This window comes from Methylophaga sp. OBS4 (assembly GCF_026319305.1).
Taxonomy (GTDB): Bacteria; Pseudomonadota; Gammaproteobacteria; order Nitrosococcales; family Methylophagaceae; genus Methylophaga.
The window spans coordinates 23652-40701 of sequence record NZ_JAPDMV010000008.1 but is presented as its reverse complement, the minus strand read 5'-3'; the positions used below and the strand labels follow the sequence as shown (position 1 = coordinate 40701).

The window sequence follows — 17050 nt, the reverse complement described above, 5'->3', positions numbered from 1 at the left end:
GTTGTATCATTTACTTTGCCAATACAGTTTTATTTTGCGCTTAGTGAGTTTTATTATCCAGCGCCAGATCAGGTTGTTTCGGTATATAAAAAAGGCATCCGAAGATGCCTTTTTGTTTAATCGTAGCTGTAATGCTTCTTGAGCGGTTTCACAACTTGCCAGAAGCTGTTCAGACCTTCCGGAAACTCAACATAGTCACCGGCGACCACACGAACTGGTTCCTCACCGTCCGGCGTGACGATAATTTCACCTTCCAGCAGATAAGCTTTCTCGGTTTCATCAAAGTCGAGTCTGAATTCCGAGACGGGACAATCCCAGATTTCCCAGCTGGCTACGCCCATTTCCTGCAGACGTGCTTCGCTTGGGTTCTTTTCAATTTTAATTTGAGGCATAAATATCCTGATTCGTAAGTTTTATTAACTGCTCTGAAGGCGCTTCAGAGCCAATCATCGTTGATGGGACGATGTCACGCACAGCGTAACGGACGAATAATAGCAGAAACCGTCCCTTTATTTACTGCCGGTTTGTCTTTCTGTTGAAAAGCATTACTAAGCATCGAGAACAACGAGATTATCCAGGCAATTAAACCCGTTCAGCTTCCATTCCACCATTGGCAAGACTAGACTAGGAACTCTTAAGGGAAACAGGGAGGTTGATATGGACGCACGCGTTATGTCAATGCTAGTCAGCCAACCGGATACACTGAACGACCTACTGGAAAGCGTGCACGCTACGCTGCTGGACAGAATGCCTGAAATTGAACATCTTGCCTGTATGCTCTATGAGCCCAATAGCGGTTTTTTAAAAACATTTCTCAACAGCAGCTGCAATGACCACCCCCTCAGTGGTTATCAGTTCAGGCTTTCCGACAGTCAGATTCTGTCAGAGTTGGCTGCATCTGCCGAATGCAGGGTGATAGACAATATTGATGATGATCTTCGGCCAATGGTGAAACAGTCAGACGGGCTGCCACGGCAAAAGTACAGATCATCTTTCATTGTTCCTATGTTCAATGCAGAAGAGTTTACGGGGTTTATCTTTTTTGATGCCTCCAGAACCGGTGTTTTTACCGACCAGCTCCAGCGTGATTTATTACTTTGTTCGCGGCTGATAATCATGTCAATTGCATCGGAGATATCGCTGGTGCGAACTTTGTTGGTAACGGTGAAATTAGCGAAAGATTTTACAAGTCTGCATGACTGTGAAACTGGCTTACATCTGGACCGGATGGCACATTATTCAAGAATGATTGCCAGCCAGCTGCCAGAGTCATACCAGCTCAACGATGAGTTTGTTGAACATATCTATATGTTTGCCTCTTTGCATGATATCGGCAAAATAGGGGTGTCGGACAGTATTCTGATGAAGCCGGGAAAGCTTGATCCGGACGAGCGTGCTGCCATGGAATTACATGTTGAAAAAGGTGTGTCAATTCTTAAACAGGTATTGAGTAATTATCAACTGGCCGACCTGCGTGATTCGGAAATGATGCTCAATATTGTGGCTTATCATCATGAATATCTGGATGGTTCCGGTTATCCCAACGGCCTTGCCGGCGATGAGATACCATTGGAAGCCCGCATTATTACCGTCGCCGATATCTTTGATGCGCTGACCAGCAGACGTCCTTACAAAAAGGTATGGCCGGTCAGGGAAGCGATTGAAGAGCTGAAACGCATGCAACATCTTAATAAATTAGATGCCGACTGCGTTGCCGTATTGGAAGCCAACACCGCAGAGCTGGAACGAATCGTGGTGGAACTGGCTGATGAGCCGGAAAATAATAGCAAAATGGCCTTAAATTAGAAACAAGGCTGTCAACCCAAATAAAAGGTGCACCAGTTATCGCTGCAATCTCGGGCAATTGCAGCCAGAAGCTTTTTCCGTTCGATATTTTTGACCCAAGTTTACGATAGGCACTCAGCCAACCAGGCAGCGGTCTCATGTTTATTGCTGGCATGGGGGAATTGTTCGCTGCTTTTGAGGCCTATAATAACAATAAAAGTCACGTATATTACGGGAGCTTTGTTGGCTATGAAACATACCTTTCTCCTTCCCTTGTCAGTGAACCCGGCACGCCGTAAATTTGTACAGGGCCTGGTAGCCGGTGGTACGGTGTTGGGACTTGCTCCTTTATTTAACAAATCACTGGCAGCTGAGATCCCCGCTACCTCGGTGGGGACAAGCCAACAGCTAGCGGGCAAAGAGTTTGATCTCACGGTTGCTCAAACACTGGTCAACTTTACCGGCAAACCGAGAATGGCGACCACCATCAATGGCTCTATTCCGGCGCCAACGCTGCGTTGGAAAGAGGGCGACACGATCACTTTAAGAGTGACCAACCGCCTGCCGGTTTCCACCTCTATTCATTGGCATGGCATTATCCTGCCTTACCAGATGGATGGTGTGCCGGGCATCAGTTTTCCAGGCATTGCACCGGGCACGACCTTTACTTACAAATTTAAAGTGAAGCAGTCCGGAACCTATTGGTATCACTCACATACAGCGTTTCAGGAGCAAACCGGCATGTACGGTGCCATCATTATCGATCCGGCTGAAGGGGAAGATACTAGAGCCGATCGGGATTATGTGGTCCAGTTGTCGGACTGGACTGATGAAGATCCCATGGATGTGTTTGCCAAGCTTAAAAAACAGAGTGATTATTACAATTTCAACCAACCGACAGTAGCAGATTTTTTTGAGGATGTTTCCGGGCAAGGTTTAACGGCTGCCGTCAAGCAACGGCGTATGTGGAACCGCATGCGCATGAGTCCCACCGATCTTGCTGATCTGTCCGGATACACTTATACCTATTTGATGAACGGCATGCCCCCGGCAGCTAACTGGACAGGGTTGTTCAGGCGGGGCGAACGGGTGCGGCTGCGTTTCATAGGCAGTGGCACCCAAACCTTTTTCGATGTAAGAATTCCCGGACTCAAAATGACCGTTGTCCAGGTCGATGGTCAGAATATTGAGCCGGTGACAGTTGATGAGTTTCGTTTTGGCTCCGGTGAAACTTATGATGTCGTGGTACAGCCCAGTGATGACCGTGCTTATACGATCTTTGCACAGACAATAGGGCGTTCAGGCTATGCCCGCGGGACCTTGACACCCAATCCGGGTATGACTGCTGAAATACCCGAAGTGGATACCCCCGAATGGCTGACGATGGCCGATATGATGGGCGCCATGATGCATGATGGTATGAATATGCCAGCCAATGAACATAGTATGCACGGGGCGCAATCAGCTATTCAGGTCAATCATGCCAAAACAGAGTATGGCCCCAGTGTTGATATGCGAGTCGATACACCGCGCATCAATCTGGACGACCCCGGTATCGGACTTCGAAATAATGGCCGTCATGTGTTGACCTATGCAGATATTCATACAATAGGCGGCGCCCTGGAACAGCGTCAGCCGGAACGGGAAATTGAACTGCATCTGACCGGCAATATGGAACGCTATACCTGGTCACTGGATGGGCTGGAGTTTGGTAAATCGACACCGGTACATTTCAATCATAATGAAAGACTGCGGGTTATTCTGCATAACGACACGATGATGACTCACCCCATGCACCTGCACGGCATGTGGAGTGAACTGCAAAACCCGGATGGTCATTTACAGGCGCTCAGGCATACTATAAGTGTGCAACCCGCCCAACGAATAAGCTTTCTGGTAACGGCAAATGCATTGGGACGCTGGGCATGGCATTGTCATCTGCTCTACCACATGGAAGCGGGAATGTTTAGAGAGGTGGTTGTTGACTGAGTCAGCCTTTAATCAATTACAGGACATCTACCGATGAACAAGACAAACACCGGTTGGGGCCTTTTTATAGCACTTATCATCAATACGCTGTTTGTTATGGCGGGAGAACAAGAATCCAGCAGGGATCAGATGGACCATTCGCAAATGGAACACGGTGACACCATGCAACCTCAAACCACCCCGGATGGGCAAGATATGGAGCCTACGATGTCATCCATGCAGGGTGGTGCGCCGCCCGCAGACGCGCGCGATCCACACGCTTATTCCGATGGTTACGATTTTGGTGATATGCCCCGGCCGGTCTTTGCGGATGAACATCATTTTGCATCACTACTGGTAGATCGTTTGGAACTGGCCAGAACAGATGGCAACACGTCTGCTGATTACGATTTACAAGCCTGGTATGGTAGAGATTACGATCGAGCAGTATTAAAAGCCGAAGGAGAGATTGACAACGACAGATTGCAGCAAGCCAGGACTGAATTGCTCTGGGGGCATGCCCTTACCGCATTTTGGGACACGCAATTAGGTGTCAGATACGATAGCGGCGCCGATCCTGACCGCACCTGGCTGGCATTTGGCCTACAAGGACTTGCGCCTTATTGGTTTGAAGTGGATGCCGCAGCCTATATCGGCGAGGCCGGGCGCACCGCGCTTCGATTTGAAGCAGAATATGAATTATTGTTTACCCAAAAATTGATCCTTCAACCGCGCATCGAGGCAAATGTCTACGGCAAAGATGACAAGGCGCGTGGCCTGGGAAGCGGTTTGTCTGACATCAGTGCCGGAATCAGGCTGCGTTATGAATTCAGACGCGAGTTTGCCCCTTATATCGGGGTTGAATGGAATAATCAGTTTGGTGATACCAAAGATCTGACCCTGGCCAGGGGAGAAGACCCAAATGACACCAGCCTTGTTATCGGCTTGAGATTCTGGTTTTAGAAAAGCACTTTCATAAAGCGATAGGGGATTAACATGCAAGTCGAAAGCATAAAAGACATTCTGGAATGGACGGTACACTTTCATCATGAGCTTGCAGCGTGTCTGAAAGATTGCACTGACAAAAATGAAAATGCCCGCGCAAAGTTATTACTCGGCTATCTTGCCACGCATGAAAAAACATTGGAAAACATGGTTGCCGAATTTGAAAGAACGGCCAATCTCAATGCACTGAATACCTGGTGTTATGAATATCTCGACAAACACCCGGTTATCAAGCACAAACACAGTGACGTACCTTTTTCTAAACTGGATACAAAGCAAATCATGGAGACGGTGACCCAACTGCACGAACAAGTGATTGACTTGTATCAAGACCTGTATGACAGGGCGCCGGTGGAGTCGGAAAAAGAGCTGTTAAAACAGTTGCTTGACGTCGAGGATCATGAAGCGATGCGGATATCGCAAAGCGCCAATCGGCTGGAAGATCTTTAACCGCCCCTAGAGATGCCCGCCGACTTAGAAAGTCAGCGTAGCGGCCATTTCACCATTTATTTTTACCAGACAGGCAAGGTCGGTTTTCGATTGCCAGTGGCAATCAGAGGTGACAGCCGTGTCACCATAGATAGACACCATCGAAACTGGCATCATCATAGTTATAGGGTAAGCTGCCGGTCACTACGGTTTCACCGTTAACCAATACATTATGCTCAAAAGTGATTTGGTTGAACCTGCCGGCTATTTCCAGTTGCTCAGCTTCACCGGCAGCGCGGTAGTACTGTTTTGGTGAAGCAGTGGTGCAGCCAACAAGGGCGACCAGAATGGTAGCGAGGAATATTTTTTTCATTATTTACCCGTTCCGTTGATGTGACAGATTTAAGTGCCTTAAGCCTTGTGTTTATTGGAATACTACAAAAATCGATATTGAAAGTCACAATAATTAAACATAAACCTCACCAAGCCAGTGAATTGAGAAAAGGTACATGTTTTACAGTTCTGGTACGATCGGCCTGTGAAAAAACTCAGACGCCTGATAATTCGATATTTGCTGCTGCTAATGCTGACCGTGATCGTGCTCAGCCTGTTAGTGGTTGTACCGTTTCGCTGGCTCAACCCGCCGCTCACCATGGTCATGGCGGATCGCTGGTTGCATGCCGGTGATGAATATTTCAGATTGCGTCAGACCTGGCTGAGCTGGGATGAGATTCCAAAACAGGCAGCCCTTGCCGTTATTACCTCAGAAGATCAGCGTTTTCCATTGCATCAGGGCTTTGATGTCGATGCCATTATCAAAGTGCTGCGAACGGCAGGAAACGGCGGTCAGTTGCGAGGCGCCAGCACCATCAGTCAACAGGTTGCCAAGAATGTGTATCTCTGGACCGGCCGCAGCTGGCTGCGGAAAGGGCTGGAAGTCTGGCTTACCATGCTGATTGAACTGACCTGGGGCAAACAACGCATTCTGGAAGTGTATTTGAATATTGCCGAGTGGGGTGAGGGTGTGTTCGGGCTGGAAGCCGCCAGCCAATATCACTTTGGTAAACCGGCCTCACAACTGACACCGATGCAGTCTGCCTTGCTGGCTTCATGCTTGCCCAGCCCGTTAAATTACGATCCGGCCAGACCTGCCCAACATTTACGTGAGCGTGCAAGTTGGAATCTTGAACAACAGCGCCGTTTGGGCGGTACTCAATGGCTGGCCCCGCTAAATCAGTGATAACAGGCTGGCGCGTCCCACCAGCTAAAAGACCGCAACTCTAGCAAGCAAACGCATTTGCTTTACTCCGTCCCAGCTATTTTTAGGGGGAAGTATCCCATGAACCTGAAAACTAAAGTTGTGTCTAATAGTCATCAATGACCAAGCTTAAAAGGAAACGCTATGAAAAAGGTAATGACTACAGTAGTTGCTGCGACACTATCTATGGCGTTGGTTGGTTGTACCGCTGACAGGCAGACTGTTGGCACAGCTGCCGGTGGTGTGGCCGGTGGGGTACTTGGCGCGAATGTCGGTGGTGGCACCGGACGGACTGCTGCCATTATTGGCGGTACTTTATTGGGCGCGATTATCGGTGGCCATATCGGTGCTGAAATGGATGAACTGGACCGCCGGCGAGCTGCCGATACGCTGGAATCCTATCCTACAGGCAGAACAAACACCTGGCACAATCCGGACTCAGGTGCGCGGTACAGTGTTACACCGACGCGGACTTATGAGACTGCCAGTGCGCCGTGCCGCGAATATGAGATGGATGCATACATCGACGGCCAACGCGATGTTATCAAAGGCACCGCTTGCCGTAACGCACGTGGTGAGTGGATTAACCAGTAGAGATCATTTTCAAACGGATTGATTCAAAAAAACCGGCGATGGCCGGTTTTTTTTTTGTGTTCTCACGGAAACAGCAATCTGGGATCTGCCTCTATTGAACCCCATAAAAATAGTATCGAATAGGAGCCTGCAGGAGGGTCACTTTTTAATATGCTCTTGACCGTATATACGATTTTTCATATATTGTCGGCCAATGAAAATCGAAGCCAATACTCTATTTTCCGCCTTGTCTAACGAGATACGCTTGCGTTGCCTGATGTTGTTGCAGCTTGAAGGCGAGTTGTGTGTCTGCGAGTTGACCCATGCGCTGGCGCTCGCCCAGCCGATGATTTCCCGTCATCTGGCGTTACTGAGAGAAGCCGGCATAGTCAACGATCGTCGCAAGGGGCAATGGATTTTTTATTCCATTAACCCTGACCTGGGAAACTGGGCGCAAGCAGTGCTGGAAACAACAGCAGAGGCCAACAAGAAAAAATCACCTTTTTATGAAGATCTGACTACCTTGCACGCTATGCCTGACCGCCCGGGTGCCAGCTGTTGCGCGTAATGTTCTTTCAAGTTATCAAAAATCAGACTGCTTGCAGCGGTGCAAGAGGTCTATTGGAAGCAGGAGTTCTCTATGCCAATACGTGTCGGCATCAATGGTTTTGGTCGCATGGGGCGCCTGGGTTTCAGGGCCGCATGGGGCAAGACAGATTATGACATCGTTCAGATCAACGAGATTGCGATTGATGCCGCCGGCTCGGCTCACTTGCTCGAGTTCGATTCAATTCATGGCCCCTGGCAACATGAAATGGCTGCCAGCGATGGCATGTTAATTATTGATGGCAAGCCGCTCAAGTATTCATCTGACAAGGAAATAACCGACACTGACTGGTCTGGTTGTGACATTGTCATCGAAGCGACCGGCAAACATCATAAAAAGCCGGAGACCCTGAATGCCTATTTTGAACAAGGCGTAAAGAAGGTGATTGTGGCGGCACCGACCGAAGGGGCTTTGAATGTCGTCTATGGCGTTAATGACCATCTCTACGATCCTGAGCAACATCACGTACTCACTGCAGCATCGTGTACCACCAACTGCCTCGCGCCTATTGTTAAAGTGATGCATGAGAAAGTCGGCATAGTCCACGGTTGTATGACGACCATTCATGACATTACCAATACGCAAACCATTGTCGATAAGGGCCACAAGGATCTGCGCCGCGCCCGGGCGTGTAGCCAGTCGCTGATCCCGACCACAACGGGCTCGGCCAAAGCCATTACCAAAATTTTTCCTGAATTAACCGGCAAGCTCAATGGTCATGCCGTGCGTATTCCTTTGTTGAATGCCTCGCTCACAGATTTTGTCTTCGAAGCCTCACGCCCGGTGACGGAACAAGAAATCAATGCTTATTTCAAGGAGGCAGCAACAGGGGAACTGAAAGACATTCTTGGCTATGAAGAACGGCCATTGGTGTCGGTTGATTACCTTAATGATCCTCGATCCGCCATTATCGATGCGCTCTCCACCATGGTTATTGATGGGACCCAGGTCAAAATTTATGCCTGGTATGACAATGAGTGGGGCTATGTGAACCGCATGATGGAATTGGCAGCGAAAGTCGCAAAATGTCTTTAGAACAAGGCTTACGACATTATCTTATTGTAACCGGAGGTTACTGGGCCTTTACCCTCACCGACGGCGCGATTCGTATGCTGGTGGTGTTGTATTTCCACCTGTTGGGGTACACGCCGTTCGAAGTCGCCATGTTGTTTTTGTTTTACGAAATCTTCGGCATCGTGACCAATTTGGTGGGAGGCTGGCTGGGTTCACGTATCGGCCTGAACCTGACCATGCATATCGGCATGGGTATGCAGGTGGTGGCACTGAGCATGCTTATGGTGCCCGACGCCTGGCTGTCGGTGGCTTATGTCATGTTTGCACAGGCACTCTCCGGTATCGCCAAAGATCTGAACAAGATGTCGGCCAAAGCCAGTATCAAAACCTTATTGCCTGCGTACGGGAGTGAATCCCGCTTATTCAAATGGATAGCTGTCTTGACCGGCTCAAAGAACGCCTTGAAAGGGGTAGGGTTCTTTGTCGGGGCCATGTTGTTACAAACACTCGGGTTCCGCGGTGCTTTGGCAGTTCTGGCGGCAGGGCTTTTTGTCGTGATGCTGATCACTATGACGCTGTTGCCGTCGCAACTGGGCAAATCAAAAAGCAAACCCAAGTTCGCCCAGGTATTTTCCAAAACACCAGCCATTAACTGGCTGTCGGCCGCACGTTTTTTCCTGTTTGGGGCGCGTGATGTCTGGTTCGTGGTGGCATTGCCTGTTTATCTGTACTCCGTTTTTGACTGGAGTTTTATGGAAGTGGGCGGTTTTCTGGCGCTTTGGGTCATCGGTTACGGCCTGGTACAAGCCTGCGCACCTCGGCTCATCCGTCACAGCCATCATGGCAAAGGGCCGGATGGCAACACAGCCAGGTTCTGGGTTTTTACCCTGGCTTTTTTACCCGTACTTATCGCCCTTGGTTTACATCTCGAGCTACAGCCACAACTTTTACTTATCACCGGCTTGATCATCTTCGGGGTAGTGTTTGCCATCAACTCGGCGCTCCATTCCTATTTAATTGTCGCCTGGTCGGAACGCGACAAGGTTTCAATGAATGTCGGCTTTTACTACATGGCCAACGCCGGCGGTCGGCTTGCCGGCACGGTACTGTCAGGTCTGATTTATCAGACGCAAGGCTTAATTGGCTGCCTGATCTGGTCCGGCATTTTTGTCGTTGCTGCCGGCGTGCTCTCCCTGCGTCTGCCACCTGCATCAATAATAGGAGTAGGGCGATGAGTGCACAAAATGCGTCTGATCCTTTTGGCTTAATCATTCTGGATCATTCCAACCTCACCCCGACTAAGCCAAGATCATTTAATACTTGTGAGTCCGCTTGAAACGGGCATAGAATGGCCCGCTTTTTTTATTTTTCCGGAGTGAAATATGTCAGAACCAGTATGGTTTAGAACCGCTGAAGCAACCGTGTTTGCGAGCGAGGATCAAGGCACCGATGCAATGCCTGAAATTTTGATTGGCAGCGTTAAGGGACCAGCAGGCCATGCCTTTGCTAACCTGATGGGGCAAACCGAAGGCCATACCCGTATGTTTGCCATTCGTGCCACTAATCAACAGGTCAAACCTGCCACCATGATCGTGCCGAAAGTCACGATTAAATCCAGCGCTTATGTCGAGCTGTTCGGCGGGCCTGTACAGTCAGCGATTGCTGATGCGGTATTGGATAGTGTAATTGAAGGTGTGATTCCTAAAGAGCACGCTGATGATCTTTGTATCGTCGCGATGGTTTGGATTGCACCTGATGCCGCCGCTAACCCGGATGTGGATCGTAAAGATCTGTATCGCACCAACTATGAAGCGATGAAACTGGCTATCCAACGTGCCATGACAAGCTCACCAACAATTGATGAGCTGATCGCAAACCGTAACAAGATCCATCATGAAATGTACGATCCTGCAACCGGTGAATCTCAGTGGTAAACTGAGTCTGTGATGAACTTGAGCCCATCTTCGCGGACAGTGGAGATGGGCTTTTTCATATCTAGTGTTTGGTTTAAGTCAGTGAAACCCTGTAATTTAAACCGATGCCAATCGAGACTTTTTTACCTTTTATCATCGCCTCGGCACTGCTGAGCATTGCCCCGGGGCCGGATAATATTTTTGTTCTGACTCAATCGATGTTGTATGGCAAACGCAGCGGGGTGCTTATCACATTGGGTTTATGTACCGGGCTGATTTTTCACACCAGTATCGTCGCTTTAGGTGTGGCAACGCTGTTTCAAACTTCCGAACTGGCTTTTACGGCACTGAAAGTTGCCGGTGCAGGGTATTTGCTTTATCTGGGCTGGCAGGCTTTTAACAGTCAGCCACAAAGCCTGAATAGTGGCAGCGCGTTATTGCCAGCGAGGGCTTTGTATCTGCGCGGTATCATTATGAATGTCAGCAACCCCAAGGTTTCGATTTTTTTCCTGGCGTTTCTGCCACAATTTGCCAGCCAGCTTTACGGTCCCATCGCCCCACAGATTTTCCTGCTGGGCGCGGTTTTTGGTGCCATCGCTTTAGTGATTTTTTGTGGTATCGCTATGCTCGCCGACAGGCTTGGCAGCTGGCTCAGGCAATCAGCAAAAGCACAGGTTTATTTACATCGTATCGCCGGTATGGTTTTTGTGACTTTGGCTTTAAATTTATTGCTCGCAGTGCAATAAAACGTTTCAAATGTTAAGCAAATCAAGTAAGGGGTTCTGTCCCTTGTTGTCGCTGCACGCAGGCATTGAATATCTGATCATGTATCTCGTCAACTGAGGTGGTTGCTGGCTGAATATACACCTGTTTAGCGATATCAAGCAGATCCCGGCGACCTTGCGAGTCTTTGTATATTTTCTTTATGTTTTGTTCAAACGCCTGCCAATCATCACCTTCCGTCTGTCTGATTTGCTGAATTTCATAGGCTGTACCCGCCTGATAGGCACAGCTGGTGATATTGTGCCGTTCAAGCTCAGTTGCTTGTGTTGATGCAGCGAAGACTGATGCCACAATAACGATGATTTTATGTTGCATGTGCCTAACCTCATCTATCCAACTTGGAAGGTTGGTTATCAAACTCTAACGCTCATGTGTTTTTTTGACAATTTTTCACTAGAGATTATCGATCTGCCATGGCTTTTTCATTAATGGGAAAATATGTGTCTTAACCCATTAATTGGGAGGAGGGAATAAACACAGAGACAATTTCTGCCTCTGTGTTTATTTGTATTATTGAGATTCATGTTTCATCCCCCATGGAGCCAAATAATTCTGTGTAACTGCCGTTTTCAAACGAAGTCCGCCAATCTGTCTTCGAACTCAAACATAAAGCGGTTCAGCGCCAATAAATAAATACCTATTTTCCTCGCCGTTGAGGGTTCTAATGCTGACAGTCTTATGTTTGCTGCTTTATTGGCGGCTTAAAAAAGCAGAGAATGATTAGGTCTAGTTGAGGTGACCCTCATCACTGGTGACTATATTGTTATGACTGGGGAATCAAGTTGCCGGCCCCCCTTGATTTTTGCAGTTAAGTGGAGCGCGTTTATGCAAACAAACCTTTGTTACCGAAATGAAAATTCTGTTCCTCGTCCGGCCCATGTCAGCTCCTTAGCTAATATCTCCAAGCACAACATCAGCAGCACGACTCGTTGGCACCATGTGTGGACCGGATTGGTGATGACAATCGGCATATTATTAAGTCACTCGGCTAATGCTACTCCCAGTGGCGTAGCGCCGCCGTCGGGTGAAATGTTCAGCTATGCCTGGCTCAAAGGGTACGCGCAAGCCTTAGCGGAAAAAACCTATGTAAGCCAGCAAAGGAAGCTGCCGGAAAGCCTGCAGAAAATGAGCTGGGATGAGTATCAGCAGTTGCACTACAACAAAGACAAAGCGCTTTGGCGTAACGAAGACTCTGAGTTTCGAATAGAGATGTTTCATCTCGGACTGAACTATGACACACCCGTACATATTTACCGCTTGCAAGACGGCAAAACGACACCGGTCAAATATTCAGCCTCGATGTTCGACTATGGCCAGTCGGGCGTCAACGGCGATACGCTGCCCAAAGATCTCGGCTTTGCCGGGTTCCGGATGCAGTTTTATACTGATTGGAAACGCGACGTGATGGCATTCCTCGGCGCAAGCTATTTCCGCGGCGTTGGCAAAGAGATGCAGTATGGTTTGTCGGCACGAGGATTGGCGGTTAATACGGCGCTGCCCCAGCCTGAAGAGTTTCCGGTGTTTACCAATTTTTGGCTAGAACAGCCTAAACCTGGCAGTGAAATAACAACCATCTATGCGCTGCTTGATTCACTTAGTATTACCGGTGCCTATCGTTTCGATATTCAGCCGGGGGAGCGTCTGGAGGTGAAGGTGGATGCTGCCGTTTATCCACGTAAATCGATTGAACGGCTCGGCATTGCGCCGCTGACCAGCATGTTCATGATCGGAGAGAATGATCGACGCACTGATTGGGATTGGCGTCCGGAAATCCATGATTCAGATGGTCTCGCGATACACCGTGGTAACGGTGAATGGATCTGGCGTCCGCTCAATAACCCACGCAATCTTCGCTTTAATAGCTATAGTGATACCAGCCCGCAAGGGTTCGGACTGATGCAACGTGATCGCAACTTTGACCACTATCAGGATGATGGTGTGTTCTATAACCGTCGCCCAAGTCTCTGGATTGAACCGATCAATAACTGGGGTAAAGGAGCAGTACAACTGGTGGAAATCCCGACTTTGGATGAAACCTTTGACAACATCGTTGCGTTCTGGAATCCGGAACAGCCTGTCGTGCCCGGTCAGGAGCTGCTATACAGTTACAACATGTACTGGGGTGGACCACCGGTTGAGCCGGAGAACGCCAAAGTGGTTAATACCTTCACGGGCCTTGGCGGAGTCATCGGCAGGAAACGTCAATACTACAGTAAGCGTTTTGTCATTGATTTCGCTGGAGGTAATTTGTCGATGTTGACGAAAGCTGCAGGGGTGAGACCTGTGATCACTGCCTCTGCTGGCAAAGTTGAGATTACTTCTGCACGCCCACAAGATGCGATAGTTGGATACCGGGCAATATTTGATTTGGTACCGCCTGATAACAGTACCGATCCCATCAACCTGAGGGTCTATCTTGAGGCTGATGGCCAACCGCTTTCAGAAACCTGGCTTTACCAGTGGACGCCACCGCCACAAGACGAGCGTAAACTGCATAATCCAGCACACCTGAAATAATCTCAATTAGGCACGAGCTGGCCGGCAAGCGGATTTGAACCTTATGCGCGTCTAGAGGCACGCGAACAGAAAACTGATGGGTGACTTATTCCATAAAGTCATACTTCCAGCGAATGTTATCAGCTGCCATCATTTGATCAACACTGAAGCGAATCATTCCTGTTGGGTCACTGGGTTGACCAATCACCACATAACGTCTGCCTGATTCAGTAAAACCCACACCGGAATTTTTATCGAATTCCTTGATGGAGCTGCTGTTGCGCAGTGTAAATGGCAACAACTTGTCATCAGTTTCTACTGGCTTGAACGGCGGCACCGTTTCAGGCCGTTGACGTAAACCAACGAAGATCTCCTCATCCGATGGAAGTATCAGGATATTCCAATGATACAATGTCATAACGGATTCAGCGTTTGTGTTCATGTTTAGTATTTACCCGATTCAATTATTCAATAAACGCCTATTCTCGCTTACGCGTCCAGATTATTACAGACCCAATGGCAAGCACATATCAAGAAATGGTTCAGCTTACATAAGCTGAACAGCACGCCATTCTGATAAAAACACTCAACGCTTAACTTAACCTAATAACCGGAATAAAAGCACTGTGACTAAAACTGCACAACAGACACAAGAATATGTAGAAAAATGTAAAAGCGCCGCAAAAAAAGGCAATGTGATTGCCCAAAATACACTGGGCTTTTTGTATCTAAATGGCCAAGGTGTGAGTCAGGATTATCAACAAGCAGCTAAATGGTTTCGTCATGCTGCGGATAAAGACTATGCACCGGCGCAATTCAATCTTGCCATCATGTACAAGCTCGGCCAAGGCGTTGAACAAAACCATTCAGAATCAATAAAATGGATGCAGCTTGCTGCCAATCAGGACTATACAGAAGCGCAAAGCAATCTTGGCAATATGTACTACCAGGGCTTGGCTGTTATGCAGGACTATCAAATGGCCTATATGTGGTGGTCATTAGCAGAAGAAAATGGTGCTAATGACCTCGAGCACATTAAAGCTGCACTGATTAAGAAAATGACCGCAACTGAAATCAATCAAGCCGAACAGTCAGTACAACAATGGAAGATGAAACACTAAGATAAATGTCTACCTATTAGCTCAAGTGAGCTGACTCTTTGATTCTGTAAACTTATCGGAGGTATTCATGGCCACACATCACGCATCACCAGGTGAAATCGTTGACTTGGATACATGGGCGCAAGACGTCCCCAATGGAAAAACCAAAGTCATTGCGAAAACAGATGAAGTCGAACTGGCTCGTCTTGCCCTTCCGGCAGGTAAAGAATTTGCAAATGAAAAAGTATCAGGGCCAGCCATAGTCCATTGTATAAATGGAGAAATTGAGTGCGCAGCAATGGGGGAAGCACAAGTATTAACCTCCGGCCAATTGCTTTATTTCAAGCCCGATGAGCCATATTCTGTTAAAGCTGTAGTTGACTCGGTTGTTTTACTCACATTTATCTTTAAGGTTTAAATCGGCCGGTTGAATTGATTTTCAATCGTGAGCCTTTTTATTTCTGATGGGAAGCAAACTTACACAGTGATAGGCAGTCGTGAAGCGGTGGTGAATAGGGGAGTGGGGCACGACCCAACGAATCACATCCAATGTCTTCGGAACAGACCCTGAAACTCTTGGTGGGTGCTGAGGGGTTCGAACCCCCGACCCTCGCCTTGTAAGGGCGATGCTCTCCCAGCTGAGCTAAGCACCCCAAGAAAGCGAGGCATTCTACAACATCTTTTCAGAATTTGAAGCCCTAATTTGGGCTTTTTTTGAAACCGCTGGTGAAAGAGAAACTTAGGCTTCAATTAACCAGCGTGTTCACACAAAAAAGGGGAAATAATAAAGCGTAATGCGGCTCAATTATTTCCCCCGTCAACGTGTCACTCCCACGTAGGCGGGACAACGGCACAAAATGCGTTGAACAGTCGAAGGGCGAGCAAAGCGAGGATGCCAGAACTATGTCATCTCGAGCGAAGACGAGAGATCTCAGACCTGTTCAAAGATGCCTCCACTCCGGTCGGCATGACACAGCTCTTTACCAAGTCAGAAACAATACCCGAGCCCGGCGAGGGGACTGTCATTCCGCGCGCAAGCCGAGGAATCTCTGTTCACCGAAGATGCCTCCGCCGAGCCTGTCCTGAGCGAGGCCGAAGGAGTCGGCATGAAGACTATCGCAATGTACGGCTGAATAAATTCAAAGCCAATTGATAGCCTAATTGCGCCGTTTGTGCGTCATAACGACCACCATCACCTTCATCACGCATAAACGCATGTTCAGCATTGAACTCATGCCAGGTAAAGGTAATGTCAGTCTGGTTCAGCATGTTGTGAATCTTGTCCAAACCTTCTCTGGGCACATGATTGTCCTGCTTACCCCAGATCATTAGCAACTCGCCTTTAATCTCAGCCAGACGTTCCATACTGTGCTGGCCGGGTTTGCTAGGAATCTTTTGGATATGCAAATCAGTGGCATAGAAGCAGGCGGTACCTTTCACTTCCGGTTGCAATGCTGCACGAAAGGCCAGATGACCACCAATGCAGTAACCCATCGCGCCGATATGACCGTTGCACCAGGGTTGTGTTTTCACATACTCAATCATGGCGACATTGTCAGAGTCATAACCCTGCACATCTTTGGCTTCTTTATCGGCATTGCCTTTATCACGACCGGCATCGTCGTAGCCCAGTACGGTGCCTATCGGGTTCAGTTCATGGAATACTTCAGGTACCAACACGACATAACCGTGACTGGCCATCAGACGCGCGGCACGTTCAATCGGGCCGGTTTGTTGGAAGATTTCCGAGTAGAACAGAATGACCGGGTAGCTGCCTTCACTCACTGGGCGGTGAATATAGGTACGCATGACGCCAGTAGGGGTCTCAAGATCGACAAAATCGCTTTGAATTTTCATGTTGAGTCAGGTTCTTTTAAGAAATAAAAGGTGGTCATTGTACAACGACCCCATTCCCGTATCACCGATCAGCATGAAAAGTCACGTCATTGCTCAAGTACAAGGATAGGAGAAAGACCGGTTTTGCTTCATACTATATCGTTTTGTGCAGTGCCTGAGTAAAGGGGCGGTGAACTTAGCCTTACGGACTCTGTCTGAGTCCAGGTTTGGGTTAAACCAGCTGAGATGGTGCTTTACGGGCACTATCTGTAAAAGTGTTGGT

General features: G+C 48.4%; 19 protein-coding genes and 1 tRNA gene. 14 read left to right on the top strand and 6 right to left on the bottom strand.

From position 1 onward, the window contains the following. Nucleotides 1-116: 116 nt before the first annotated feature. Nucleotides 117-392, bottom strand: coding sequence for a cupin domain-containing protein (locus OMP95_RS03650; RefSeq protein ID WP_266326054.1), 276 nt, complete (start codon nt 390-392; stop codon nt 117-119). A gap of 265 nt (nt 393-657) precedes the next feature. On the opposite strand from OMP95_RS03650, the gene OMP95_RS03645 reads away from it, so the two are divergent. The 4 genes from OMP95_RS03645 to OMP95_RS03630 all read left to right on the top strand — a co-directional run bounded on the left by OMP95_RS03645 (nt 658) and on the right by OMP95_RS03630 (nt 5208). Beyond that, nucleotides 658-1806: an HD-GYP domain-containing protein gene (locus OMP95_RS03645; RefSeq protein WP_266326052.1), complete on the top strand. Its 1149-nt coding sequence runs from the start codon at nt 658-660 to the stop codon at nt 1804-1806. 228 nt (nt 1807-2034) lie between these two features. Beyond that, nucleotides 2035-3774: a copper resistance system multicopper oxidase gene (locus OMP95_RS03640; protein ID WP_266326050.1), complete on the top strand. Its 1740-nt coding sequence runs from the start codon at nt 2035-2037 to the stop codon at nt 3772-3774. A 33-nt stretch (nt 3775-3807) separates the two neighbouring features. After that, a complete protein-coding gene (locus OMP95_RS03635) occupies nt 3808-4716 on the top strand; it encodes a copper resistance protein B (RefSeq protein ID WP_266326048.1) in 909 nt (302 codons plus the stop codon). A 33-nt stretch (nt 4717-4749) separates the two neighbouring features. Next, on the top strand, nt 4750-5208 hold the full coding sequence (locus OMP95_RS03630) for an ATPase (RefSeq protein ID WP_266326046.1): 459 nt from the start codon (nt 4750-4752) through the stop codon (nt 5206-5208). 121 nt (nt 5209-5329) lie between these two features. Here OMP95_RS03630 and OMP95_RS03625 read toward each other — a convergent pair whose 3' ends face one another. Further along, nucleotides 5330-5560 carry a hypothetical protein gene (locus tag OMP95_RS03625; RefSeq protein ID WP_266326044.1) on the bottom strand — a complete coding sequence of 77 codons (231 nt, stop codon included), beginning with the start codon at nt 5558-5560 and terminating at the stop codon, nt 5330-5332. 165 nt (nt 5561-5725) lie between these two features. Between OMP95_RS03625 and mtgA the strand changes: the two genes are divergently transcribed. The 7 genes from mtgA to OMP95_RS03590 all read left to right on the top strand — a co-directional run bounded on the left by mtgA (nt 5726) and on the right by OMP95_RS03590 (nt 11298). Further along, a complete protein-coding gene (mtgA, locus tag OMP95_RS03620; RefSeq protein WP_266326042.1) occupies nt 5726-6427 on the top strand; it encodes a monofunctional biosynthetic peptidoglycan transglycosylase in 702 nt (233 codons plus the stop codon). Nucleotides 6428-6589: 162 nt separating this feature from the next. Beyond that, a complete protein-coding gene (locus OMP95_RS03615; protein ID WP_266326040.1) occupies nt 6590-7039 on the top strand; it encodes an RT0821/Lpp0805 family surface protein in 450 nt (149 codons plus the stop codon). A gap of 193 nt (nt 7040-7232) precedes the next feature. Beyond that, nucleotides 7233-7586 (top strand): ArsR/SmtB family transcription factor, encoded by a 354-nt coding sequence (locus OMP95_RS03610; protein WP_266326038.1) that lies wholly within the window; start codon nt 7233-7235, stop codon nt 7584-7586. 72 nt (nt 7587-7658) lie between these two features. Continuing rightward, a complete protein-coding gene (locus OMP95_RS03605; RefSeq protein ID WP_266326036.1) occupies nt 7659-8660 on the top strand; it encodes an ArsJ-associated glyceraldehyde-3-phosphate dehydrogenase in 1002 nt (333 codons plus the stop codon). Continuing rightward, complete coding sequence (arsJ, locus tag OMP95_RS03600; RefSeq protein WP_266326034.1) at nt 8651-9874, top strand: organoarsenical effux MFS transporter ArsJ; 1224 nt, start codon at nt 8651-8653, stop codon at nt 9872-9874. Before OMP95_RS03605 ends, arsJ begins: the two co-directional genes overlap by 10 nt. 147 nt (nt 9875-10021) lie before the next feature. After that, the gene (fae, locus tag OMP95_RS03595; RefSeq protein ID WP_266326032.1) at nt 10022-10573 is read left to right on the top strand and encodes a formaldehyde-activating enzyme; all 552 of its coding nucleotides are present in this window, start codon (nt 10022-10024) and stop codon (nt 10571-10573) included. Nucleotides 10574-10677: 104 nt separating this feature from the next. Next, nucleotides 10678-11298, top strand: coding sequence for a LysE family translocator (locus OMP95_RS03590; protein ID WP_266326030.1), 621 nt, complete (start codon nt 10678-10680; stop codon nt 11296-11298). A 22-nt stretch (nt 11299-11320) separates the two neighbouring features. On the opposite strand, the gene OMP95_RS03585 is transcribed toward OMP95_RS03590, so the two are convergent. After that, nucleotides 11321-11650: a hypothetical protein gene (locus tag OMP95_RS03585; RefSeq protein ID WP_266326028.1), complete on the bottom strand. Its 330-nt coding sequence runs from the start codon at nt 11648-11650 to the stop codon at nt 11321-11323. Between the two features lie 642 nt (nt 11651-12292). On the opposite strand from OMP95_RS03585, the gene OMP95_RS03580 reads away from it, so the two are divergent. Beyond that, entirely contained in the window at nt 12293-13852 is a 1560-nt protein-coding gene (locus tag OMP95_RS03580) for a glucan biosynthesis protein (protein ID WP_266326026.1), read from the top strand. Between the two features lie 85 nt (nt 13853-13937). On the opposite strand, the gene OMP95_RS03575 is transcribed toward OMP95_RS03580, so the two are convergent. Next, nucleotides 13938-14249 (bottom strand): hypothetical protein, encoded by a 312-nt coding sequence (locus OMP95_RS03575; protein ID WP_266326024.1) that lies wholly within the window; start codon nt 14247-14249, stop codon nt 13938-13940. A 208-nt stretch (nt 14250-14457) separates the two neighbouring features. On the opposite strand from OMP95_RS03575, the gene OMP95_RS03570 reads away from it, so the two are divergent. Both OMP95_RS03570 and OMP95_RS03565 read left to right on the top strand, forming a co-directional pair. After that, a complete protein-coding gene (locus OMP95_RS03570; protein WP_266326022.1) occupies nt 14458-14952 on the top strand; it encodes a tetratricopeptide repeat protein in 495 nt (164 codons plus the stop codon). A 67-nt stretch (nt 14953-15019) separates the two neighbouring features. Then, the gene (locus tag OMP95_RS03565) at nt 15020-15349 is read left to right on the top strand and encodes a hypothetical protein (RefSeq protein ID WP_266326020.1); all 330 of its coding nucleotides are present in this window, start codon (nt 15020-15022) and stop codon (nt 15347-15349) included. A gap of 159 nt (nt 15350-15508) precedes the next feature. On the opposite strand, the gene OMP95_RS03560 is transcribed toward OMP95_RS03565, so the two are convergent. Together OMP95_RS03560 and OMP95_RS03555 are read right to left on the bottom strand one after the other, a co-directional pair. After that, a tRNA-Val gene (locus OMP95_RS03560) sits at nt 15509-15584 on the bottom strand. Between the two features lie 460 nt (nt 15585-16044). Next, a complete protein-coding gene (locus OMP95_RS03555; protein ID WP_266326018.1) occupies nt 16045-16788 on the bottom strand; it encodes a dienelactone hydrolase family protein in 744 nt (247 codons plus the stop codon). Nucleotides 16789-17050 lie beyond the last annotated feature (262 nt).

Bases quoted from the DNA above. Each gene is read 5' to 3' on its own strand.
- OMP95_RS03645 (WP_266326052.1), top strand. From the start codon at position 658: ATGGACGCACGCGTTATGTCAATGCTAGTCAGCCAACCGGATACACTG.
- OMP95_RS03630 (WP_266326046.1), top strand. From the start codon at position 4,750: ATGCAAGTCGAAAGCATAAAAGACATTCTGGAATGGACGGTACACTTT.
- OMP95_RS03635 (WP_266326048.1), top strand. From the start codon at position 3,808: ATGAACAAGACAAACACCGGTTGGGGCCTTTTTATAGCACTTATCATC.
- OMP95_RS03605 (WP_266326036.1), top strand. From the start codon at position 7,659: ATGCCAATACGTGTCGGCATCAATGGTTTTGGTCGCATGGGGCGCCTG.
- OMP95_RS03555 (WP_266326018.1), bottom strand. From the start codon at position 16,788: ATGAAAATTCAAAGCGATTTTGTCGATCTTGAGACCCCTACTGGCGTC.
- OMP95_RS03575 (WP_266326024.1), bottom strand. From the start codon at position 14,249: ATGACATTGTATCATTGGAATATCCTGATACTTCCATCGGATGAGGAG.
- OMP95_RS03580 (WP_266326026.1), top strand. From the start codon at position 12,293: ATGACAATCGGCATATTATTAAGTCACTCGGCTAATGCTACTCCCAGT.
- OMP95_RS03585 (WP_266326028.1), bottom strand. From the start codon at position 11,650: ATGCAACATAAAATCATCGTTATTGTGGCATCAGTCTTCGCTGCATCA.
- OMP95_RS03625 (WP_266326044.1), bottom strand. From the start codon at position 5,560: ATGAAAAAAATATTCCTCGCTACCATTCTGGTCGCCCTTGTTGGCTGC.
- fae (WP_266326032.1), top strand. From the start codon at position 10,022: ATGTCAGAACCAGTATGGTTTAGAACCGCTGAAGCAACCGTGTTTGCG.
- OMP95_RS03590 (WP_266326030.1), top strand. From the start codon at position 10,678: ATGCCAATCGAGACTTTTTTACCTTTTATCATCGCCTCGGCACTGCTG.
- OMP95_RS03650 (WP_266326054.1), bottom strand. From the start codon at position 392: ATGCCTCAAATTAAAATTGAAAAGAACCCAAGCGAAGCACGTCTGCAG.
- arsJ (WP_266326034.1), top strand. From the start codon at position 8,651: ATGTCTTTAGAACAAGGCTTACGACATTATCTTATTGTAACCGGAGGT.
- OMP95_RS03640 (WP_266326050.1), top strand. From the start codon at position 2,035: ATGAAACATACCTTTCTCCTTCCCTTGTCAGTGAACCCGGCACGCCGT.
- OMP95_RS03565 (WP_266326020.1), top strand. From the start codon at position 15,020: ATGGCCACACATCACGCATCACCAGGTGAAATCGTTGACTTGGATACA.
- OMP95_RS03615 (WP_266326040.1), top strand. From the start codon at position 6,590: ATGAAAAAGGTAATGACTACAGTAGTTGCTGCGACACTATCTATGGCG.
- OMP95_RS03610 (WP_266326038.1), top strand. From the start codon at position 7,233: ATGAAAATCGAAGCCAATACTCTATTTTCCGCCTTGTCTAACGAGATA.